The sequence below is a fragment of the Micromonospora sp. NPDC051296 genome, from assembly GCF_040682255.1.
In the GTDB taxonomy this organism is placed as follows: Bacteria; Actinomycetota; Actinomycetes; order Mycobacteriales; family Micromonosporaceae; genus Micromonospora; species Micromonospora craterilacus.
Genome location: NZ_JBFBAO010000089.1, coordinates 1 through 19,944 on the forward strand (window position 1 = coordinate 1; position 19,944 = coordinate 19,944).

General features: G+C 74.3%; 6 protein-coding genes and 1 pseudogene. 5 read left to right on the plus strand and 2 right to left on the minus strand.

Annotated features, from left to right (window positions below):
- Positions 1-132: pseudogene (locus AB0M52_RS12485) on the minus strand (S8 family peptidase); the annotation flags it as partial.
- Positions 133-250: 118 nt separating this feature from the next.
- Entirely contained in the window at positions 251-1,114 is an 864-nt protein-coding gene (locus tag AB0M52_RS12490; RefSeq protein ID WP_363952567.1) for a peptidoglycan-binding protein, read from the minus strand.
- A 403-nt stretch (positions 1,115-1,517) separates the two neighbouring features.
- Between AB0M52_RS12490 and AB0M52_RS12495 the strand changes: the two genes are divergently transcribed.
- From AB0M52_RS12495 to AB0M52_RS12515, 5 genes are all read left to right on the plus strand, one after another.
- Positions 1,518-6,461: a hypothetical protein gene (locus AB0M52_RS12495; protein WP_363952570.1), complete on the plus strand. Its 4,944-nt coding sequence runs from the start codon at positions 1,518-1,520 to the stop codon at positions 6,459-6,461.
- Entirely contained in the window at positions 6,458-9,835 is a 3,378-nt protein-coding gene (locus AB0M52_RS12500; protein ID WP_363952573.1) for a DUF6603 domain-containing protein, read from the plus strand. Before AB0M52_RS12495 ends, AB0M52_RS12500 begins: the two co-directional genes overlap by 4 nt.
- A complete protein-coding gene (locus tag AB0M52_RS12505; RefSeq protein ID WP_363952576.1) occupies positions 9,832-15,159 on the plus strand; it encodes a DUF3892 domain-containing protein in 5,328 nt (1,775 codons plus the stop codon). Before AB0M52_RS12500 ends, AB0M52_RS12505 begins: the two co-directional genes overlap by 4 nt.
- A complete protein-coding gene (locus AB0M52_RS12510; RefSeq protein ID WP_363952579.1) occupies positions 15,156-19,589 on the plus strand; it encodes a hypothetical protein in 4,434 nt (1,477 codons plus the stop codon). The genes AB0M52_RS12505 and AB0M52_RS12510 overlap by 4 nt, the downstream gene beginning before the upstream one ends.
- Positions 19,590-19,598: 9 nt before the next feature.
- A partial coding sequence (locus AB0M52_RS12515; protein WP_363952582.1) for a hypothetical protein occupies positions 19,599-19,944 on the plus strand: 346 nt, incomplete at its 3' end.

The following is a 19,944-nucleotide window of genomic DNA, read 5'->3' on the forward strand; positions in this document are numbered from 1 at the left end:
GGTGGCCCGGTACGGGCCGCCCGCCGCCATCGCGGGTTGCGGCAGCGCGAGCAGGGTGGCGACGAGCGTGGTCGTGGTGATGCCGGCGGTGACCACGACGCGCCGCAGGCGCGGTAGGCGTGCTTGTGACACAGAGCCTCCTCGGGAGCGGACAATCCGATTTGGATGATCATCGGCGCTCGGGAGACTATCTGGATAATCTCAAATGTATAAGTCTATGGATGTTAAGTCCGTCAAGCACGCGTCGACGCTAGTACCCGATCGTCACCCGCATCCTGGTCCAGGTGATCCGCCCGACGATGCCGTCGTCCGCCAACCCTTGCAGCCGCTGGTACCAGCGGACTCCCGCCTCGGTGCGGGCGTTGAACGTCCCGGTCGGCTTGCCGCACTGTCGCTCGCCGATGAACCGCTGGATGAAGGCCACGTCCGGGCCGCTGGAGCCGCGCCGGACGGTACGGGTGCCGGGCCGGTGTTGCGCGGACTTCGGCGGCGGCGCGGGTCTGCTCGCCGCCCGAAGCGCGGCGACCGTCTTCGGCCCCACGACGCCGTCGGCGATCAGCTTCCGCTTCTGCTGGAAGGCGCGGACCCACGCCTGCGTCCTGGCGCCGAACACGCCGTCGACCGCCAGGCGGGCGCCGAGCTTGTTGGCGACGGTCTGGAGTTCCCGCACGTCGCTGCCCCGGCTACCCGAGCGCAGGGTGCGGTCGCCGAGCTTGGACGCCGTCGAGGTGACGATGCCCCAGGCGCGGTTGCTGTCCTCGCGGTTCGGCTCGTGGCTGACGCTGACGTGGATGTGCTTGTCGTGCGGGTTGGATCCGGTGTAGCGGGCGGGGTGGAAACCGCGGCTGCGGCTCCAGATGGTGCGGTCGAAGATGACGTACTCGGTCGAGGGATGCTCGATGCAACGGCGGACTACCAGTAGCGGGTCGATGCCGTCCTTGTCGATGTCGAGGGCGTTGACCGAGCTGTCGTCGGCGTCCGGGTTGTGGTCGGACCTGCGCCCCTGGTGGGCGGCGTCGCCGATCCAACCGTCGGACGTCCGGTCCCGGTGTGGCCAGCGCTCATTGACCTCGGTCCGCAGGACTTTCAATGCTCCAGCCAGGTGCACCGCCACGGCTAGTCCTCCTCCTCGACCGCGGCGAGGTCGTAATCGACCGGTTCGCCGATGTTGCCTTCCGGGTTGTCGTCCTCGTCGAAGCAGGTGACGTCGAATTCGTCGACATCCGCTCCCATCACGTGTCTCCTCTCGTCCAAGGTCGCCTGGTCGGGCCCACCTTGCGGTTGGGATTTCAGGAGACGCAACGGCGAGTCAGGTTTCTTGCAAGGCATCTGCCGCTCTTGGCAACTTGTGTCACTGAACGGCCCCGGACGCGCTCGGATCTGCCGATGGTTGTCAAACGAAGAGCTGAATCATGAGAAGCCTTCATGTGATGTCCACAGCGGACGGCGACCGTTGAATGAGGACCCAGGGCCGGCGGCGTGTCGCCGGCGCTGGACAAGATCGGGGAGACGTCGCGATGACCTGGCAGCCACGACCGCTCGCCACCCTTCCGCTGGTTCTGGCGGGGCCCCTGCTGCGCCGGGTCGACGGCAACACCGTCACCGTCTGGCTCGCACTGCGCGAGCCGCGCAAGGTCACCCTCCGGGTGTACGCGGGCGACGCCGACGGTGCCGGGGCGGACCAGCTGTACGTCGGTAGCCGCAACACGGTCCGGCTGTCGGCCAACTGCCACCTGGTTGCCGTGACCGCGACCGGCCCGGCCCCGCTGGCCGCCGGCACCACGTACCGGTACGACGTGTTCTTCGGCGCGCCCGGCGACGAGGCGGTGCCCGTGCCGGCGACCGAGCCCCGGCTGTACGGCCCGGACATCGTCGCGGCCACCCCGGCGGCGGCGCAGGCGGCCCTCACCTACCCGGGCGGGCCGACGTTGCCCAGCTTCGCCACCCCGCCCGCCGACCTCAATCGGCTACGAGTGATCCACTCGTCCTGCCGAAAGCCGCACGGGGCCGGGGAGGACGCCCTGGCCGTGCTCGACGACATCCTGCGTGCCGACGTCGCCGACCCGCTTGCCCGGCCGCAGCAACTGGTGCTCACCGGCAGCCAGATCTACGCCGACGACGTCGCCGACGCTCACCTCGCGGTCCTGCGGGGGATCGCCACCACCCTCGGCGCCACCGTCGAGACGCTGCCCGGGGTGCCGGCCGCCGAGCCGCGGCTGCGTCCGGGACGCCGGCAGGAACTGGTCACGGCGGCCGGGCTGACCGTGCCGGCGGGCAAGAGCCACCTGTTCTCCCTGGCCGAGTTCTGGGCGATGTACCTGACCGTGTGGTCCGACGTGCTCTGGCCGGCGCAGCTGCCCGAGTTCGGCGACGTCCACCCCGAGGACGACGCGCTGCTGAGTCGCAAGCCCGCCGACATGCGACTGTCCGACGCATGGGAGACGCTGACCGGGTACGGCGCCGCGTCCGCGCGCCGTGACGCCTTCCTCGACGAACGCAAGGCCCTCACCGCCTTCCGGGACGGCCTGGGCGGGATCCGCCGGGTGCTGGCCAACGTCCCCACCTACCTGGTGCTCGGCGAGCACGAGGTCAGCGAGGACTGGTACGCCACCCAGCGCTGGACCGAGCAGGCGCTGGCCGACGGTGGCGGCGGCCTCGGCCGGCGCGTGGTGCAGAACGCGCTCACCGCCTACGCGCTCTGCCAGGCGTGGGGCAACACCCCGGAGCGTTTCGCCGCCGCCGGAGCGGCCGGCGAGCCCGGCCGGCGCCTGCTCGCCGCGGTCGCCGGCTGGACCGGTACCGAGGACGCCACCAGCGCGACCATCCGCGACCTGGTCGGCCTGCCCACCACCATCGTGAACGGGGTCCCGCAGCGGCCCGCCGGCGCGTTGGGCTGGCACTACCACCTACGCTGGGCGGCCCACCAGCTGATCGTGCTGGACACCCGGACCACCCGGGTCTACCTCGGCGGACCGGACGACCCGCCGGCACTGCTCTGGGGCGACGCGGCCTTCAAGGACCAGATCGGTGACCCGCCGGACCTCGGGCCGGAGGCCGCCACCTTCGTCGCCTCCGCCACGCCGGTGGCGGGCTACCCGTTCGTCTCCGACTTCGTGCAGCGGATGCTGGGCACCCGGTACCGGGGCCGCGGCGGCGTCGACACCGAGGCGTGGGGACTGCAGCGGGCCGCGTACGAGAAGCTGATCTCGCGGCTGTTCACCCGTGCGGTCCCGGCCGACGACGGCACCCGCCGGCAGCGGATCATCCTGCTCTCCGGCGAGGTCGGCTACGGCTTCGCGGCTCGGCTGCGCTACGACGGCGCGGCCCCGTTTCGGGCGCTGGCCCCCGGCCCCACCCGCGGCGTCATCGCCCAGTTCGTCTCCAGCGCCGCCAAGAACGAGGACGGGTTGACCCGGTTCCTGCATGGCACCGGCTTCGACATCACCGCCGACCGGTTGCCCCGCAGCCGCCGCTACGGCTGGGCCAACCCGGGTGGGGGTCAGCTCACCGTCGGCACGGAGATCGTCGACCGGTACACCGGCGGCGTCGCCACCGTCCCGTGGACGGTCACCGGCACCCCGGCGGTGGCCGAGGTCGAGAGCCTGCGCCGGATCACCCGCACCCAGGACTGGTCGTACGAGGTGACCTTCGTCAAGCACGACGCCGCCGACCCCACCATCCCGCCCCGCCCCGGCACGCCCCGGCCGGTCTACCCGCCCACCGGCAACCGCTCGTCGGCGCTCGGGCAGTACCTGGCCGCCGCCGAGAACCACGACGACTACCTGGGCAAGTGGGGCGACGGGAAGGAGGTGGTCGGCTACGCCAACCTCGGCGAGGTGACCCTCTCCTGGGCCGAGGGCGACGCCAAGAAGGCGGTGCAGACGCTGTGGTGGCGTCTCGGTGGCACCGGCGCGGCGGCACCGCTGACCCGCTGCGTCGTCGACCTCTCCACCCGGGCCACCGGCCCTCAGCGGAATCCCGACCACCTGGTGCTCATCCTCGAGGCGGCCGGCGCCGAGGGCAGCGCCGGGAGCGACCGCCGGGCCGAGGACACCTGGGTGTACTGGCGGGAGGGCAGCACCACCCGCCGGCTACGCGGCGGCACCGACGGCTACCTGTACGCCAGCAGCGCCGCTGACTCGGCCGACCCGTGGGACTACACCCAGCCGTTCAAGCCGGCCACCGGCACCGTCGCGCAGGTCGCGTACAGCACCGGGGCGCGGCCGCTGCCCGACGCGTTGCTCACCACCGCGAACCTGTTCCAGCCGCGCACCGTGCCGGCCGTCCCGCCGGTCGACGCCGAGCAACCACGGTCGCTGGCCCTGCCCGCCCGCCTGCTGCGCCTGGTGACCCCGACCGAGCTGGCCCTGTGGCCGGTGCTGTGGCAGCTACCCGACACCTATCTCACCGCCGGCCTGAACCAGGGCGCGGCGGCCTGGGCGAACCCGGCGGGCGCGGGTGCCCTCACCGTCGCCGAGGGCGCCGTCGCGGCCGTGGCTCCCGCCGCCGACCGTCCTCGGGAGCGGGGCCTTCGCGTCGAGGGGGAGGTGGACGGGGCGGCGACCGAGGTACGGGTGCGACTGCGCTCCGCCGCCGGCGTCGACCTGCCACTGCGGACCGGAATCGCGGCCGACGCGCCGCAGACCGCCGAGCTGACCGCACAACTCGGGCCGGTCACGGCCGGCGTGCGGACGTTCAGCGTGACCGTATTCCTGGCTGCCGCCGTCGACGCGTTCGGCCCGGTGGAGATCGTCGTCACCGCCACCGGCCCGGCGGTGCCGCACGTCGAGTCGTTCACCGTGCACCTGTGCGGCGGGCAGCTGGCCCTGGTCGACGACCCCCAGCCGGCCACCCGCGGTCCGCAGCTCGGCGTCGCCGACGAGCGCGTCGTGGTGGACTTCCGCCGCTCACCCCAGGCCACCACCGCCGCCCTGTCCGCCGAGACCCGGGTCCGGCGGATGGTCCGGTACCAGATCCGCAACCAGCAGCGTCCGGCCCCCGCCGGCGGCAACCTGCTGATGCCGCAGATGCCGATGTGGATGGGGGAGGTGCAGTTCGTCGGCCTCAGCGCCGACCAACTGCGCGACCTGCTGCGCCGCCGGTACGCGCGCAAGGCCGTGCTCGACCCGCCGGACCCGGAGGTCAACCCGCCCCGGCCCGTCCAGCTGCGGATCGACTGGGACTGGCGGCTCGAACTGGGCTGGGACGGGCCGGACAGCAACTCCGGTGCCTTCCCGGCGCCGATGCCGCGGCCGCTCGTCAGCCACTTGTACCAGTTGCCCGCGGTGGGCACTCCGGTGGCGGTGCTGCACTACGGCGCTCAGGGCCAGTTCACCGATCGGACCGGCCGGGACCTCGTCGTCGACGCGGACGGGCGCCTGCCGGGGGTATTCGACCCGGCGCCGAGTCAGGTTCCGTTCCCCGTCGCCGACCGGCGGCTGCCCGCCGTCGTGGTGAGCGGTCAGAACCGGCCGTGGGGGCGGGCCGCCGGGGCGGCGACCCGCCCGGCGCTCGTCCTGGAGTTCCAGCCCACCGTGACCGAGGCGGACGCGACCGTGCCGGGCGGGCGGCGGGAGATCATCCGAGGCGGTGACGGCCTGCTGCGGGTGTCGGCGTTCCGGATCGACCAGCAACCGTTCGACGTGGGCGTGGTGGCGGCTGCCGACGGCACGCTCGGGCCGCCGCCGGGTGACACGCCCCTGTTGCGGCTGCCCGATTTTCGGGTGATCGGGCAGGATCCCGCGCCGGACGCGGACATCGAGGCGGTCATCCTCGCGCTGGTCGACGAGTACTACGACGGCCACCTCGCGGTCGACTCGGTCAACATCCTGAGCCGGGCATGCTGGCGGTGGACCGTTCTGGAGATCTTCTCGCATGAGAGCGGCATCCGGGGTGGGTACAGCCAGTTCGACACCCGGGGTGCGGGGCGGCGCCGGTGGACCCGGCAGGGCGGTGAGTGGCTCTACGGCACCGAGAACGACATGCCGCTGTTCGGTCCGCCGCACGGCTACGGCGTGGGCCAGCTCGACGACATCTTCGCCCGCGGTGCCAACGCGGACGAGGTGTGGAACTGGCGGGAGAACATCCGCAGCGGCGTCCGGCTGCTGATGGAGGAGAAGGCCGGCGTCGTCTACAACATCATGCGGAACCACCTGCCCAACCCGGTCGACCGGCGCAGCCGGGCGGTCTTCCAGCGCGAGGTGGTCCGCCGCTACAACGGTGGGGGCGAGTTCCGCCGGGAGGGCGGCGACTGGGTGATCCGGCCGAGACTCCAGTACGCCACGCCGGGCGACCCCGCGTCCGGCCCGCACCCCAACCTGCGCTACCCGAACGCGATCCTGCCCCAGGTCATCTACTACACCAACGCGGCCGGAGCGGCGCACGTCGCCGCCGGAGCGGCCACCGTCTACCCGTGGCCGATCGCCTTCACCGCAGACCTCTACGGACCGGAGACGGCATGACCCAGCCCGCCGATGACGGCAACTTCCAGCGCCGGTTGCTCGCCGAGGTCGAGGCGCTGCTGTCCCCGGTCACCATGGCGGCGACCAGCCCGTGGCGGCGCGCCGAGGTGCTCGACGCGCTCGGCTGGGACCTGGCCGCGCTGGCCGGGATGCCGGCCGACGACTTCGAGCAGTGGCTCGCCGCCTGCGCCGACGCGGTCGACCGCATCCGTCGCCTGGTCGCCGACCAGCCACCGGAGACGCTGGACGACCTGACCGCCGGCCTCCAGACGGCCGCGGCGGCGGTGGCGGCGGTCAGCGGCCTGCCGCCCGCGCTACGGGGTGCCGCCGGTGCCCCACCCGTCGAGGTGCTCGCCCAGGACCTGATCACCTTCCTGACCGTCAACTACCTGCAACGCCAGCACCCGGTGGCGTACCAGCTGGCGGTCCTGCTGACCCTGATCGTCCCCGCCGGGGAGACTCCGGTGAGCCCGCCGATGCCGGCCGTGGGCACCCCCGTACGGCTGCCCCGGTCCCGGCCCGAACTGCATCTGGACCGCCTCGGTGAGCTGCTGCGCGACCCGGCCGGCACGCTGCGCGCGACGTACTTTCCGGACGGGCTCGGCACCTCGGCGGCGGCCGACGCCGGCGCGGCCCGGCTCTTCCCCCGGATCGCCGCGCTGCTGCGCGAGCTGGGCGTGCCCGCGCTGCCCGGCGTCGACCCGGCCGTCGGGCCGGATCTCGGCCCGGTGGGCACCACGCTGGCCCAGAGCATGCTCACCGTCGCCGCGCCGATCCGGGTCGGCGACGCCGACGTCACCGTCGGGGCCACCGTCGCGCTGTCCCCGGCCGACCGGGGTGACCTGGGGCTGGTGGTCGCGCTGCGCGGTGCGCTGGACCTCGACCGGGTCATCGCCGGTTGGGCGCTGCGGCTGGCCGTCTCCGGGGCCGGCGCGGGCTTCGCGATCGGTCGCGACGGGCTGACCCTGCCCGACGGCGTGACCGGTGTGGTGCGGATGGCGCTCACCGCCGACCGGGTGCCGGACGCGACCGGTGTCGCGGTGCGGGTGGGCAGCGCCACCGGCACCCGACTGGAGATCCAGGGGTTGCGGTTGGGGCTCGGCGCGGCGCTGGGCGGCGGCCTGGACGACATCGAGCTGTCCGTCTCCGCCGCGCGGGCGACGCTGGTGATCGTCCCCGGCGACGGTGACGGCTTCCTCGCCCAGGTCCTGCCGGCCGACGGGCTGCGCGCCGAGTTCGACCTCGCCCTGGCGTGGTCGCTGCGCAAGGGACTCACCTTCCGCGGCGCCGCCGGGTTGGACGTGGACCTGCCGGTACACATCAGCGCCGGCCCGGTCGAGGTGTTCGGGGTGCACGCCGCCCTCGGCGCCGCCGACCAGGGACTCGCCGCCGTGCTCGGTGCGTCGGCGTCGCTGCGGCTCGGGCCGGTGCAGGCCGTGGCCGAGCGGATCGGCATCACCGCGGGGCTCACCTTCCCGCCGGACGGGGGCAACCTCGGCCCGGCGGACGCCGCACTGGCGTTCAAACCGCCCTCGGGCATCGGACTGTCCATCAAGGCCGGCCCGCTGGTGGGCGGCGGCTACCTCTTCGTCGACGAGCGGGCCGGCCAGTACGCCGGTGTGCTGCAACTCCAGTTCGAGGCGATCGCGGTCAGCGCGGTGGGCCTGCTGGCCACCCGCAACCCGGACGGCTCGCCGATCCGGATGCCCGACGGCAGCACGGGCTTCTCCCTGCTGGTCGTCATCTCCGCCGAGTTCACCCCGATCCAGCTCGGCTTCGGGTTCACCCTCAACGGGGTCGGCGGCATGCTCGGCGTCAACCGGCGGGTGGACATCGACACCCTGCGCGCCGGGCTGCGCACCGGCTCGCTGAACTCGTTGATGTTCCCCGCCGACCCGGTGGGGCGGGCGGCCGAGGTGGTGGCCACCGCCGGGTCGGTGTTCCCGGTCGCGGTGGGGCGGCACGTGTTCGGGCCGATGGCCCGGATCGGCTGGGGCACCCCGACCCTGCTCACCTTCGACCTGGGCGTGGTGCTGGAACTGCCGGCACCGATGCGGCTGGTGGTGCTCGGCCGGCTGCGGATGGCGCTGCCCGACCCGAAGCATCCGGTGGTCAGCATCAACATGGACGTGCTGGGCGTGGTGGACTTCGGCGCCGAACAGGCCGCCATCGACGCCTCCCTGTACGACTCGCAGGTCGCCGGGTTTCCGATCACCGGCGACATGGCGATGCGGATGTCCTGGGGTCGGGAGCCGAGCTTCGCCCTGGCCGCCGGCGGGTTCAACCCCCGGTTCCAGCCGCCGACCGGCTTCCCGGCGCTGCGCCGGCTCGCCATTGCGCTCTCCGACCGGGACAACCCGCGGCTGCGGCTGGAGGCGTACCTGGCGCTGACCTCCAACACCGTCCAGTTCGGCGCCCGCCTGGAGGTCTACGCGGAGGCGGCCGGTTTCGACATCTCCGGCATGCTCGGCTTCGACGCGCTGGTGCAGCTGGCGCCGCTCGGCTTCATCACCGACATCGCCGCCGCGGTGGCGCTGCGCCGGGGCCGCCGCGAGCTGATGGCGGTCTCGCTGCACCTGACCCTGAGCGGGCCGCGGCCCTGGCGGGCCCGGGGCAGAGCCAGCTTCAAGGTGCTGTTCATCAGCGGGTCCGTCTCCTTCGACGTGTCGATCGGCTCCCGGACGCCGCCGCCGCTGCCCACCGCGGTCAACGTCGGGGAGTTGCTGGACGCCGCGCTCGCCGACCCGGCCAACTGGACCGCGCAGCTGCCGCCGCGCGGCGAGCCGCTGGTGACGCTGCGCCGGATCGAGGCCGGCCCCGGCCAGCTGCTGGCCCACCCGCTCGGCGCGATCGCGGTCAGTCAACGGGTCGCCCCGCTCGGGGTGGAGATCAACCGGTACGGCACCGCGCCGGTGGTGGAGCGCGGCAGCTTCACCCTCGCCGAGGTGCGCTTCGGTGCGGTGGCCGCCAACGACGTCGGTACGGCCACCTACGAGCACTTCGCCCGGGCGCAGTTCCAGGACATGACCGACGACGAGCGGCTGTCCACGCCGTCGTTCGAGCTGATGGAGGCCGGCCGCGCGTTCGCCGCCGCCGAGCTGGAGTACGACGCCGAGCCGCCCCCGCCGGTGCCGCTGGGCTACGACCTCGTGGTCATCGACGAGCCCGACACGGCAGCCGTCGTCCCCACCGTCGCGGCGAAGCGGGTCACGTTGGACGGCACCACGCTGCTCCGGCTGTCGCACACCACCCCCGCCGCACTCGCCCCGGCACGGGCCGCCGGCCCGGTCGCGTACCGCGCCGCGACGCCGCCGCTGGTGCGCTTCATCGAACCCACCTACCGCTCCCGACCCGTTGAGGAGGCCCGCCGGTGACGGCACAACTGCACTTCCTGGCATACGTGCGGGAAGGGTTGGCGGCCGCCGGGGCGGCGCCGGACCCACTGGACGAGGACATCCCTTCCCGGCAACCGGTCACCGTCGGCGTACGCCTGACCGGTCGCGCCGAACACCACTTCGACGTGCGCCTGTACGGGCCCGGCGACGTCCGTGGCGTCGACCCGCGGCAGATCATCCGACTGGACCCGCCGCCCGCCGCCAGCGACTTCGAACCGAACAACCTGGCCAGCATCGAGTTCGACCGGCCGGATTTCCCGTGGCTGTTCACCCCCGCCGCGGCGGGCAGCCGCCAGCGGTTGCGGCCGTGGCTGTTCCTGGTGGTGGTGCCGGTGGCCAACTCGGCGCTGCGCACCGACACCGGGGCACCTTTGCCGGTGCTGGAGTGTGGCCTGGCCGAGTTGCCGGACCTGAGCGAGTCCTGGGCCTGGGCGCACGCCCAGGTGGCCGCCACCGAGGGTGAGTCCGTCTCGTCGGTCCTGGCCGCCGATCCCACCCGTACGCTGTCGCGGCTGGTCAGCCCGCGCCGGTTGGCGGCCGGGGTCGCCTACCGGGCCTGCCTGGTTCCGGCCTTCGAGCCCGGCCGGCTCGCCGGCCTGGGGCTGGCCGTCGACGACTCGGCCCCCCTCGCTCCGGCCTGGAGCGGGTCGGTCGGACCGGCCCCCGCGCTGCCGGTCTACCACAGCTGGGAGTTCTCCACCGGGGCCGACGGCGACTTCGAGTCGCTGGTGCGGCGGCTGCGGGCCCGGGCCCTGCCCGACGACGCCGGTCTGCGCCCGGTGCTGGTCGGCCGGATCGGCGTACCCGACCTGGATCCCAGCGTGCCGACGGTCACCCTCGGCGTGGAGGGGGCGTTGCGCGGCGCGCTCACCATGCCCACCGTCTGGACGCCCGAGTCCCGGGAACCGGTGCAGCGGTTGCTGCGCGAGCTGATCGGCGACACCGGCCAGTTGCTCGGGCCGCCGCTGTACGGCGGCGTCCACGCCGGGGTCGACCGGGTACCCGAGGAGTCCGGCCTGCCCCGCTGGCTGCGGGAACTCAACCTCGACCCGCGGCACCGGGTCGCCGCCGCCCTCGGTGCCCGGATCGTCCGCGAACGGCAGGAGGAGCTGATGGCCGCCGCCTGGGAACAGGCGGCCGCCGTGCAGCGCGCCAACGAGGCATTGCGGCAGGCCGAGCTGGCGGTCGAGGCGAGCCGGTCGGCGTACGAACGGCGGATCGTCGCCGGCTTCGCCGGCGGCCCGGCGCTGACCGCGGGCCCGCCGACGGTGGGTCGGTTGTTGCAGCTGTCCGGGTCGGTCCTCGGCGCGGTGACGGTCAGCCCGCGCAGCAAGCGCCTGATCGGTACGCAGGTGGAGCAGAATCCGACCGCCGCGGCGACGCTGTCCGCGCCGTTCCGGCGGATGACCCGGCCGGGCGGCCCGCTGGCCCGCCGCTTCGGCCCGCAGGTCGACCTCGGCACGGTGGTGGCGGCGGCCGCCAGCAACGCCGTCACCGCGACGCCACCGGCCCGCCCACCGGCCGGCACGGTGCTTTTCGACGACGTGGCCGGCGACGACATCTCCTTCACCCGGATCAACCGGCAGCGCTTCGACACCGCGGAGACCTGGTGGCGCCGCCCGGCCGCGCTGCTGGCCGGTCCGCCGACCCGCGTCGCACCCGTCGTCGACCCGGCACCGGAAGCCGGCGCGGCATCGATGTCGCCCATTGTGGACCTGGCTCCGACGGCGGGGATCGTCGCCGTTCCGGAGGATCCGGGGCCGCCGGCCCTACCGATGAGGCCGCCGCCGGACCGGGACCCGCGGGACCCGCCCCCGGATCCCGATCCGGAGCCCGACCCGATACCCCCGCCGGAGCCGCTGCCCGTGGTGTACCCGGACACGGCCCCGCTGCCCGCCGGCGTACCCGGCGAACCCACCGGCCTGCCGAGCGCGCTGCTCAGCCCGCCCGGCGTGGCCCCCGACGACCGGCGGATGTTCGTCAACAGTGCGGACGGGCGGCTCTTCGAGCGGTACTTCGACGGCACCCGCTGGCTCTGGCTCGACCGCGGTGCGCCGCCCGGCACCCAGGCCGCCGGCGTCGAGCCGGGCGGCTTCATGGACGGCGGCCGGCGGATGTTCGTGGCCTCCGTCCACGGTCGCCTCTTCGAGCGCTACTGGGCGTCCGACCAGTGGCTCTGGCGACAGCACCCGGACCCACCGAACAGCTACGGCCTCGGGACCACACCGGCTCTGGTCCTCAACAACCAGAGCGTGTTCCTGGCAACGACCATGAACGGCAGCGCGAACATCGGCCGGCTGTGGGAACGCCGCCGCGACGGCGACACCTGGTCGTGGGTCGACCACGGCAACCCGGGCGGCACCGAGAAGATCCTCAGCCAGCCGTGGGCGGCAATCGGCAACACGAGGTTCTTCGTCCGCACCAACGCGGGCAAGCTCTGGGAGCGGCAGTGGAACGGGACCCGCTGGCTCTGGGTCGACCGGGGCCGCCCGACCGACGCGTCGGTGGCGGACGTCGGGCCCGCCTTCGGTAACTCCGTGTTCGTCAAGACCCACGACGGGCGGCTGTTCGAGTGGCGATCGTTGATCGCCCCGGCGTGGCTCGACCACGGTCGTCCCGCCGGCGGCGAGATCGTCAACATGACGTACGAGCTGATGGTGATCGGTGCCGAGACGTCGCTGTTCGTCGGTGCCTCGGATGGCCGGCTGCACCAGCGGGTGTTCAACGGCGCCGCCTGGCAGTGGGTGGACCGGGGCAACCCGCCGGGCACCCGGGTCATGCAGCCACCGGGAGCCGTCATCCGCTCCCGCCGGATGCTGCACGTCACCGGCAGCAACGGCAACCTCTTCTCCCTGCACCAGGAGGGCAGCTCCTGGCTCTGGACCGACCACGGCGGCGCCCTCGACTCGCGTGGTTCCGGCCCGGCCGCCGCCGAACCGGCGGCCGACACCCGGTGGGCGCTGCCGCTGGGCTTCCTGTCCAACCTGGTGGTCGCGCACGTCGACAACCCCGAACGGGACAACTACATCCATCACCGCGTGGGGCGTGACCTCGGCTTCGAGGCCGAGGTGCGCGGCGGGTGGTCCGCGCCGGTCCGCAAGCCGACCCCTATCGGCTGGGAGACCCAGGGGCTCGGCATCGCGGTGGCCGACGTCAACGGCAGCGGTCGACCCGACCTGATCCTGATGTGGGTGGACAACCCGGCCGGCGCCAACACCGTCCGGTACCAGGTCGGCTGGGACCTCGACGCCGCCGGACAGGTCACCGGCGGGTGGAGCCCGGAGTTCCGGCTACCCGACGAGGTGGCCGCCGAGGTGCAGGGTGCCGACCTGGCGCTGGCCGACCTCGACGGCGACGGCCGTCCGGAGCTGATCCTGGCCTACGTCACCGGTGGCGCGTCCGGGAAGGTCCACTACCGGGTGGGGTGGCGCCTCGACACCACCGGGGAGATCACCCGGGGCTGGTCGGATTCCGTGCCCGTGCAGGATCTGCCGTGGCCGGTGCAGGGTGTCGGCGTGGCCGTCGCCGACCTCGACGACAACGGCACGCCCGACCTCGTCGTGCTGGCCGTCGGGCCGTACCAGGGTGCCACCCAGGCGGTGTACCGGATCGGCCGGAAAATCAACCCCCGCGGCCGTGTCGCCGGCGGCTGGTCCTCGCTCAAGACGGTCGGGGGAGGACCGCTGCCCACGGCGCACCAGGGTGCCGGCATCGCCGTCATGGACGTCACCGGCACCCGCCGAGCCGACCTCGTCTTCTTCCACCTGGCCAACCCGGCGCTGGACAACCAGGGCTACTACCGGGTCGGCTGGGACCTCGACGGCAACGGCAACGCCGCGCACTGGTCCGCCGACGCGCCCGTACCCGGCTGGTTCGGCTGGGAGAGCCAGGGCGCGGCGGTCGCCGTCGCCGACCTGGACCCGCAGCTGACCGCCGTCCGTACCGCGATGGGGGACCGGTTCTTCGCCGCCGCCGGACGGCACCAGGACCGGGTCCTCGCCGCCCAGGCGTTGGCCAAGGACGGGAAACGCGAGGCGTTCGACGCCGTCGCGTTGGCCGCCCGGGTCAGCGACGCCCTGCACCCCGTCGAGGGCATCACCGAGCGGATGGTCAGTCGCCTGGAAATACCCGGGTCGCCGGCGATGGAGAACCTGCGCCAGCTGGTCGTGGTGCCCCGGTTCCCGCAACCCATGTACGAGCTGCTGCGGGACCTGTCCCAGAACCTGCTGTTCCCCGGGGTGTCCGACGTTCCGCCGGAGACGGTGACGGTGCTGCGGGTCAACGCCGCCTTCGTCGAGGCGTTCATGGTCGGCCTCAACGCCGAGCTGGGCCGGGAGATGCTCTGGCGGCGGTACCCCACCGACCCGCGCGCCACCTTCGTCCACCGGTTCTGGGACCTGCGCGCCGACGACGGGTCGCCGGCCGGCCTACCGCCGGTCGCCGGGTGGCAGCCCGACCGGGAACTCGGCGGGAACTCCGCCGCCGACGGCCCGGGGGACATGCTGGTGGTGCTGGTCCGCGGCGAGCTGCTGCGCCGCTACCCGGGCACCGAGATCTACGTCCAGCGGGCCGGCGTCGGCACCAACGGCCGGCGGACACCGACCGGGGAGGTACGGGCACCACGGTTCACCGGCCGGCTCCAGCCGGACATCCACTTCTTCGGTCTGCCGCTGTCGGTCACCGAGGCCCGCGGCGGCCCGACCGGCGACGGCTGGTTCGTGATGCTGCGACAGCCGCCGGTCGACGCCCGGTTCGGGCTGGACGCCCCCGCCGCCGACACCCCGTACGGGGGCACCCCCGCCAGCTGGGCGGACCTGCACTGGCGGCACCTGTCGCCGACCGCCGCCGACGACCGGGTGCTGCGGCACGTGCCGGTGGCCAGCGGCCTGAACAACCTGCATCTGGACGGGCTCGGCTGGGGCTACAACAGCGCCCACCAGGCGCGGATCCTGCTCCAACCGCCCGTGCTGGTGGCCGTGCACGCCAGCGACATGGTGCCGGCTGTCGACGACAGCTGGCGGGTCGAGGCCACCGTCCAGCGGACCGGCGGCGTCGACCAGGACCGGATCGTGGCGCTCGGCGGTCGCCTCGGCGACGGCAGCCGATGGCGGATGAGCACCGAGGAGGTGATCGCCGCGATCAGCCGCCAGGAGCGGTTCCTGGTGGAACAACCCACCGGTCGCGCCGTACGGGTCCGGGTGTCCCGGACCGGCGAAGGGCGTGCGTACCTGACCACCGAAGCCGACGGTGAGATCCCCAACAACCTGCTTTCCCTGCCCGAACTCGCCGAGGACGCCTCATGAGCACCCCGCCCGTACCCCAGTGGAACCTCTCGACCCGGTGGCCGGTCGCGCTGCTGCCGGTACGCGTGGAGACCCGGTTCGTCGACGTCGGCGCCAGCACCGAGCTGTGGCTGCGGATCCTGCCCGACGTGCTGCACGTCGACTCCCACCAGCCGGAGTTGACCGACGACGAGGTGGCCTGGGGCCGGCAGTACTGGATCGACACCTGGCGGGCGGGGCGCGCCGCCGAGGACGAACTGACCGCCTGGCGGCGGCTGTGCCTGCTGGTGGAACCGGAACGGGCGGCCTGGATCGCGCGGGTGCTCGAACCCGCCGAGACCGGCCGGCCCGCCGCGCCCGTGCCGCCGGAGGAGCCGCTGCCGCACGACCCGGACTTCCCGGCGGTGCCGGGAGGCGCGGACCCGTGGAGCCGGTCACCGGTCGCTCGCGGGTTGCCCAGCCAGTGGCAGGTGACGCTGTGGCGGGCCGGCGTGGCCCCCGTCTACTGGGAGTCCACCCCGGTGCAACGGCCGCTGGTCGTCGCCCCGCCGGCCGGCCTCGACCTCTCCGAGACCAGCGGGTACGAGCCGCCGGTGGACGAGGCGAGCCGCTGGCTGGTCGACTTCGACCACGCGGTGCAGGTGGGCATGGCCGGGCGCATCCCGCTGCCGCCGGCGATGGCCCAGCACGGCATCGACCGGCTGGTCGTCTTCGGCGTCGACAGCGACCCGGTGGCGTCGACCGACACCCCGGCCGCGCGCGGCTCCCGCCTGCTCGGCGAACTCCTCGACGCCCACTTCCACACCCACGGCCTGGACTACGTCGCACCGGGCACCCCGACCAACAACACCGCCGCCAGCCGCTCCGGCCGCGACACCCGCAGCCCGCAGCGGGCCGACCTGCTCCGGGTCGACCACGGCCAGGGGCCCCCCACCGAGGCCGACGGCGACGCACCGGTCACCGCCCGAGCCCTGGGCGTCCCGGTCGTCGCGCAGCACGGCGACCCGCTGCACGTCGTCCGCGCGGGGGCCGCCACCAGCTCGCCGCGCGCCCTGGCCCGCGCCGCGCACCGCCCGGACGGGCCACCGGCCGACCCGGCCGAAGCGGCGGTGTCGCAGCATGCCGGTGCCCGGCACATGAACACCGTCGCCTGGGCCGCCACCTGGGGTTACTTCCTCAGCGACCTGCTCACCGACACGATCGGCGAGGACGGCATCCGGCACGGCCGGCGGCACTTCGTCGACCACGTCCGCGCCGCCGGCCCGGTGCCCACCCTGCGCATCGCCGAGCAGCCGTACGGCATCCTGCCGGTGACCGCGCTGAACCAGTGGAGCGGCCCGGACGCCCGGGACACCGCCCTGGTGTCGTTCCTGCGCCTGCTGCGGGACCGGGTGTGGCGACCGTCGGCCACCGAACTCGACCCCGGCACCGGCCTGCCCGGCGTGCCGCGCGTCGGCGGACCCGGCAACGCCCAGCAGGTGCTGCTGCGGATCCTCGCCCAGGCGCCGGTCGCCTGGCACTGGAAGGCGCGCAGCCTGCTCGGCATGGAGTACGTCACCCACCTGTGGCGGTTCCTGCGGCTGCGCCTGGACGGCGACTGGCGTGAGCGGCAGGCCTTCGAACCGAACCAGCTGATGGCCCTGCTCGACCTGGACTGGGAGCCCCGGGTGGCCCGGGCGGTGTTCGCCGAGGACGCCCACGCGGTCGGTGGGGCGCTGGTCGACCCGCCCGCCCCGGGCACCGCCGCCGGATACCTGCGCTGGCTCGCCGACCCGGCGCGTACCTGGCGGGAGCTGCGCGACCGGGCGGAGACCGACGGCACCGCCACCCCGCTGCTGTACCGGGTGCTGCGCCAGTCGGCGCTGGCCGAGTACGCCACCGGGGCCCGTCGCGTGCAGTCCGCCCTCGCGCCGCTGCCCGCCGACGCCTACCGTGACGCCGAACTGATCGACATCCGGCCCGACCGGGAGAGTTGGCCACTGTGGCGCCAGCTGGAGCGGGTGCTGCCCGGCGGGCGCGGTGCGGTGGGCGACTACCTGCGCGCGGCGAACCCGACCGGCGAGCCGGCCGTGCGGGACCTGGCCGACTACCGGGCCAGCGCGCAGGCCCTGGCCGACTACCCGAGCGGGGACCTGGAGCGGCTGTTCGCCGAGGCGATGGACCTGTGCGCGTACCGGCTGGACGCCTGGATCACGTCGTTCGCCACGAAGAAGCTCGACGCGATGCGGACCGTCGAGCCCGGCGGGGTGCACCTGGGCGGCTACGGCTGGGTGGAGAACCTGCGCCGCCGCACCGTCGCCCCGACGGTGGTCACCAGCCCGCCCCCGGGCGAGCGGGGACAGCTGTGGGAAGGGGCCCCGAACGCCGGCTACCTGCACGCGCCATCGCTGGGCCAGGCGGCCACCGCGGCGGTGCTGCGGGCCGGTTACCGCGCCCACACCGGTGCCGGCGACAACCCGCTCGCCGTCGACCTCACCTCCGACCGGGTCCGGCTCGCCGCCTGGCTGCTCGACGGCGTACGCCAGGGGCAGCCGCTGGCCGAGCTGCTGGGATACCGCTTCGAGCGGCAGCTTCAGGACCATCCGCGCGTGCTGGAGCAGTATCTGCCGCGGCTGCGGGCCATCGCACCGGTCCGGGCCACCCGGGTCGAGCACGACACCCGGCCCCGGGAGGTGGTGGCCGCCACCGCGGTGGTGGACGGTCTCGAACTGCACCGGATCTGGCGCGCGGACCGGATCGACTGGGGCGGCGACCCGGGGCTGCCGAACGTCGGTACCGTCGACCATCAGGCGCTGGTGGCGGTGCTCGGCTCGCTCGGCGAGGCCATCGACGCGGTCGCCGACGCGTTGCTCGCCGAGAGCGTGCACCACGCCGCGCAGGGCAACCCGCTGCGTGCCGGCGCCACCCTCGACGCGGCCTCGCGCGGTGACGTACCCGCCACCGAGCTGGAGTTCGCCCGTACGCCGCGCACCGGGCTGGCGCTCACCCACCGCCTGGTGCTGGTCGGCGGCGACTGGCCCAGCGAGTCGGAGCACTGGCCGACCAGCGGGCCGACGCCGCGTGCGGACGCCGAACCTCGGCTGGAGGCACTGGTCCGTGAACTGCTGCCGCGCCCGGCGTCGGTGCGCTGCCAGGTCGAATGGACCGGCGACGACGGTCCGGTGGCCGGCACGGTCACCCTCGACCGGCTCGGCCGCCCGGCGCTGGACCTGCTCGCCCTGACCGACGTCGAGGACTCCACCGCCGACAGCGAGCTGGCCGCCCGGGTCCTCGACGCGGCCACGGCCGACGGCGTGCTGGCCGGCGCGACCGGAACCCGTCCGGTGCGGGTGGTACCCGGCCGCCCGGACGGCTGGGCGGCCGAGGTGCTGTCGCTGGACGAGTTCGTCGAGGCGGCCCGCTCGGTGCGCGCCCTGGTCACCACGGCCCGTCCGCTGACCGCCGCGGACCTGAGCACCGGCGAGCCGGATCAGGCCGGCCCGGCCGACCCCGCCGTCACCGGCCGGGCCGACGAGGCCGCCGCCCTGCTGGGTCAGCTCCTGGACGACCTCACCTCCGACGGCCCGGCGACCCTCGCCCCGGCACTGGACCTGGCCGCCGCCATCGGCGTGCTCGGGGCGTACACCGGCCCGGACTCCACCCCGGAGGCGCTGCGGGCCCGGGCCCGCGCGGTGCACCCGGAGGTGGCCACCCGCCACGCCGCCCTGGCCGCGTTGAGCATCGACGCGACCGCCGACCCGGACCAGGTCCGCGCCCACGATCTGGCCCGCCTGCGGGCGGTGTTCGGCGCCGACTTCCAGGTGCTGCCCACCTTCACGGTGACCGAACCGGCGGGCCTGGCCGAGGCGTTGGCGGCGAGCACCGCGTTGCAGCACGACGACCCGTACGCGGCGGAGGACTGGCTGGCCGAGGCGGCACTGGTGCGCCCCGGCGCCGCCCGGCTGGACACCGTGCGCGGCTACGCCGACGCGGTCCGGCCGGGTACGCCGCCGGCGCTGCGGGTGGCGCAGCTGCCGTACGCCGACGGTGACCGGTGGCTGGCGCTGCCGTTCACCGGCGAGCGGCCCACCGGGTCCCGGCTCGGCCTGGTCGTGCACGCCCCGACCGAGGTGGACCCGGCCGAGCCGCTGTGCGGGCTGCTGGTCGACGAATGGGTGGAGGTGCTGCCCAGCGACACCGAGACGACCGGGGTGGCGTTCCACGCCGAGACCCCCGGCCAGGCCGCGCCACAGGCGATCCTGCTCGCCGTACCCGCCGACGGCGCGCCCACCTGGACCCGCGACGCGCTGGAACGCACCCTGGTGGAGACGTTGGAACTCGCGCCGCTGCGGGCGGTCGACGTGGCGACCCTCGGCGAGATGGGCCAGTTCCTGCCCGCCCTCTACTTCCCGGTCAACGTCGACGGTGACACCGCGGCGACCGACTTCACCCGTACCGTCCCGGCCGGCTAAGGACCACACATGCCTTCGGTAACCTCCTGGACCCGGCTGGAGCCGGGCTCCCGCACCGACGACCTCTCCCCGGGCCTGCAGGCCCGCACCCACGACCCGCTGTGGCTGCTGTCCCGGCAGTGGCAGCTGGGGGAGTTCACCGGCGAGGACGCCGGCTCGCCGGCCTCCGTGCGGATCCACGCGCAGACCGCGCCGGTGACCACCTACCGCCCGCACGGCGGGGAGCAGCAGCCGTACGACCAAGGCCGGCCGCTGGAAGCCGTGGTCGAAGCCGGTCCGGCCACCCGGATCACCGAGCTGCGGACCGCCGCGCGTACCGGCCGGCACTTCCTCCGGCTGCTCACCGCCCGGGGGC

Coding starts and splice junctions, on each gene's coding strand:
- AB0M52_RS12495 (WP_363952570.1), top strand. CDS start 1,518: ATGACCTGGCAGCCACGACCGCTCGCCACCCTTCCGCTGGTTCTGGCG.
- AB0M52_RS12500 (WP_363952573.1), top strand. CDS start 6,458: ATGACCCAGCCCGCCGATGACGGCAACTTCCAGCGCCGGTTGCTCGCC.
- AB0M52_RS12510 (WP_363952579.1), top strand. CDS start 15,156: ATGAGCACCCCGCCCGTACCCCAGTGGAACCTCTCGACCCGGTGGCCG.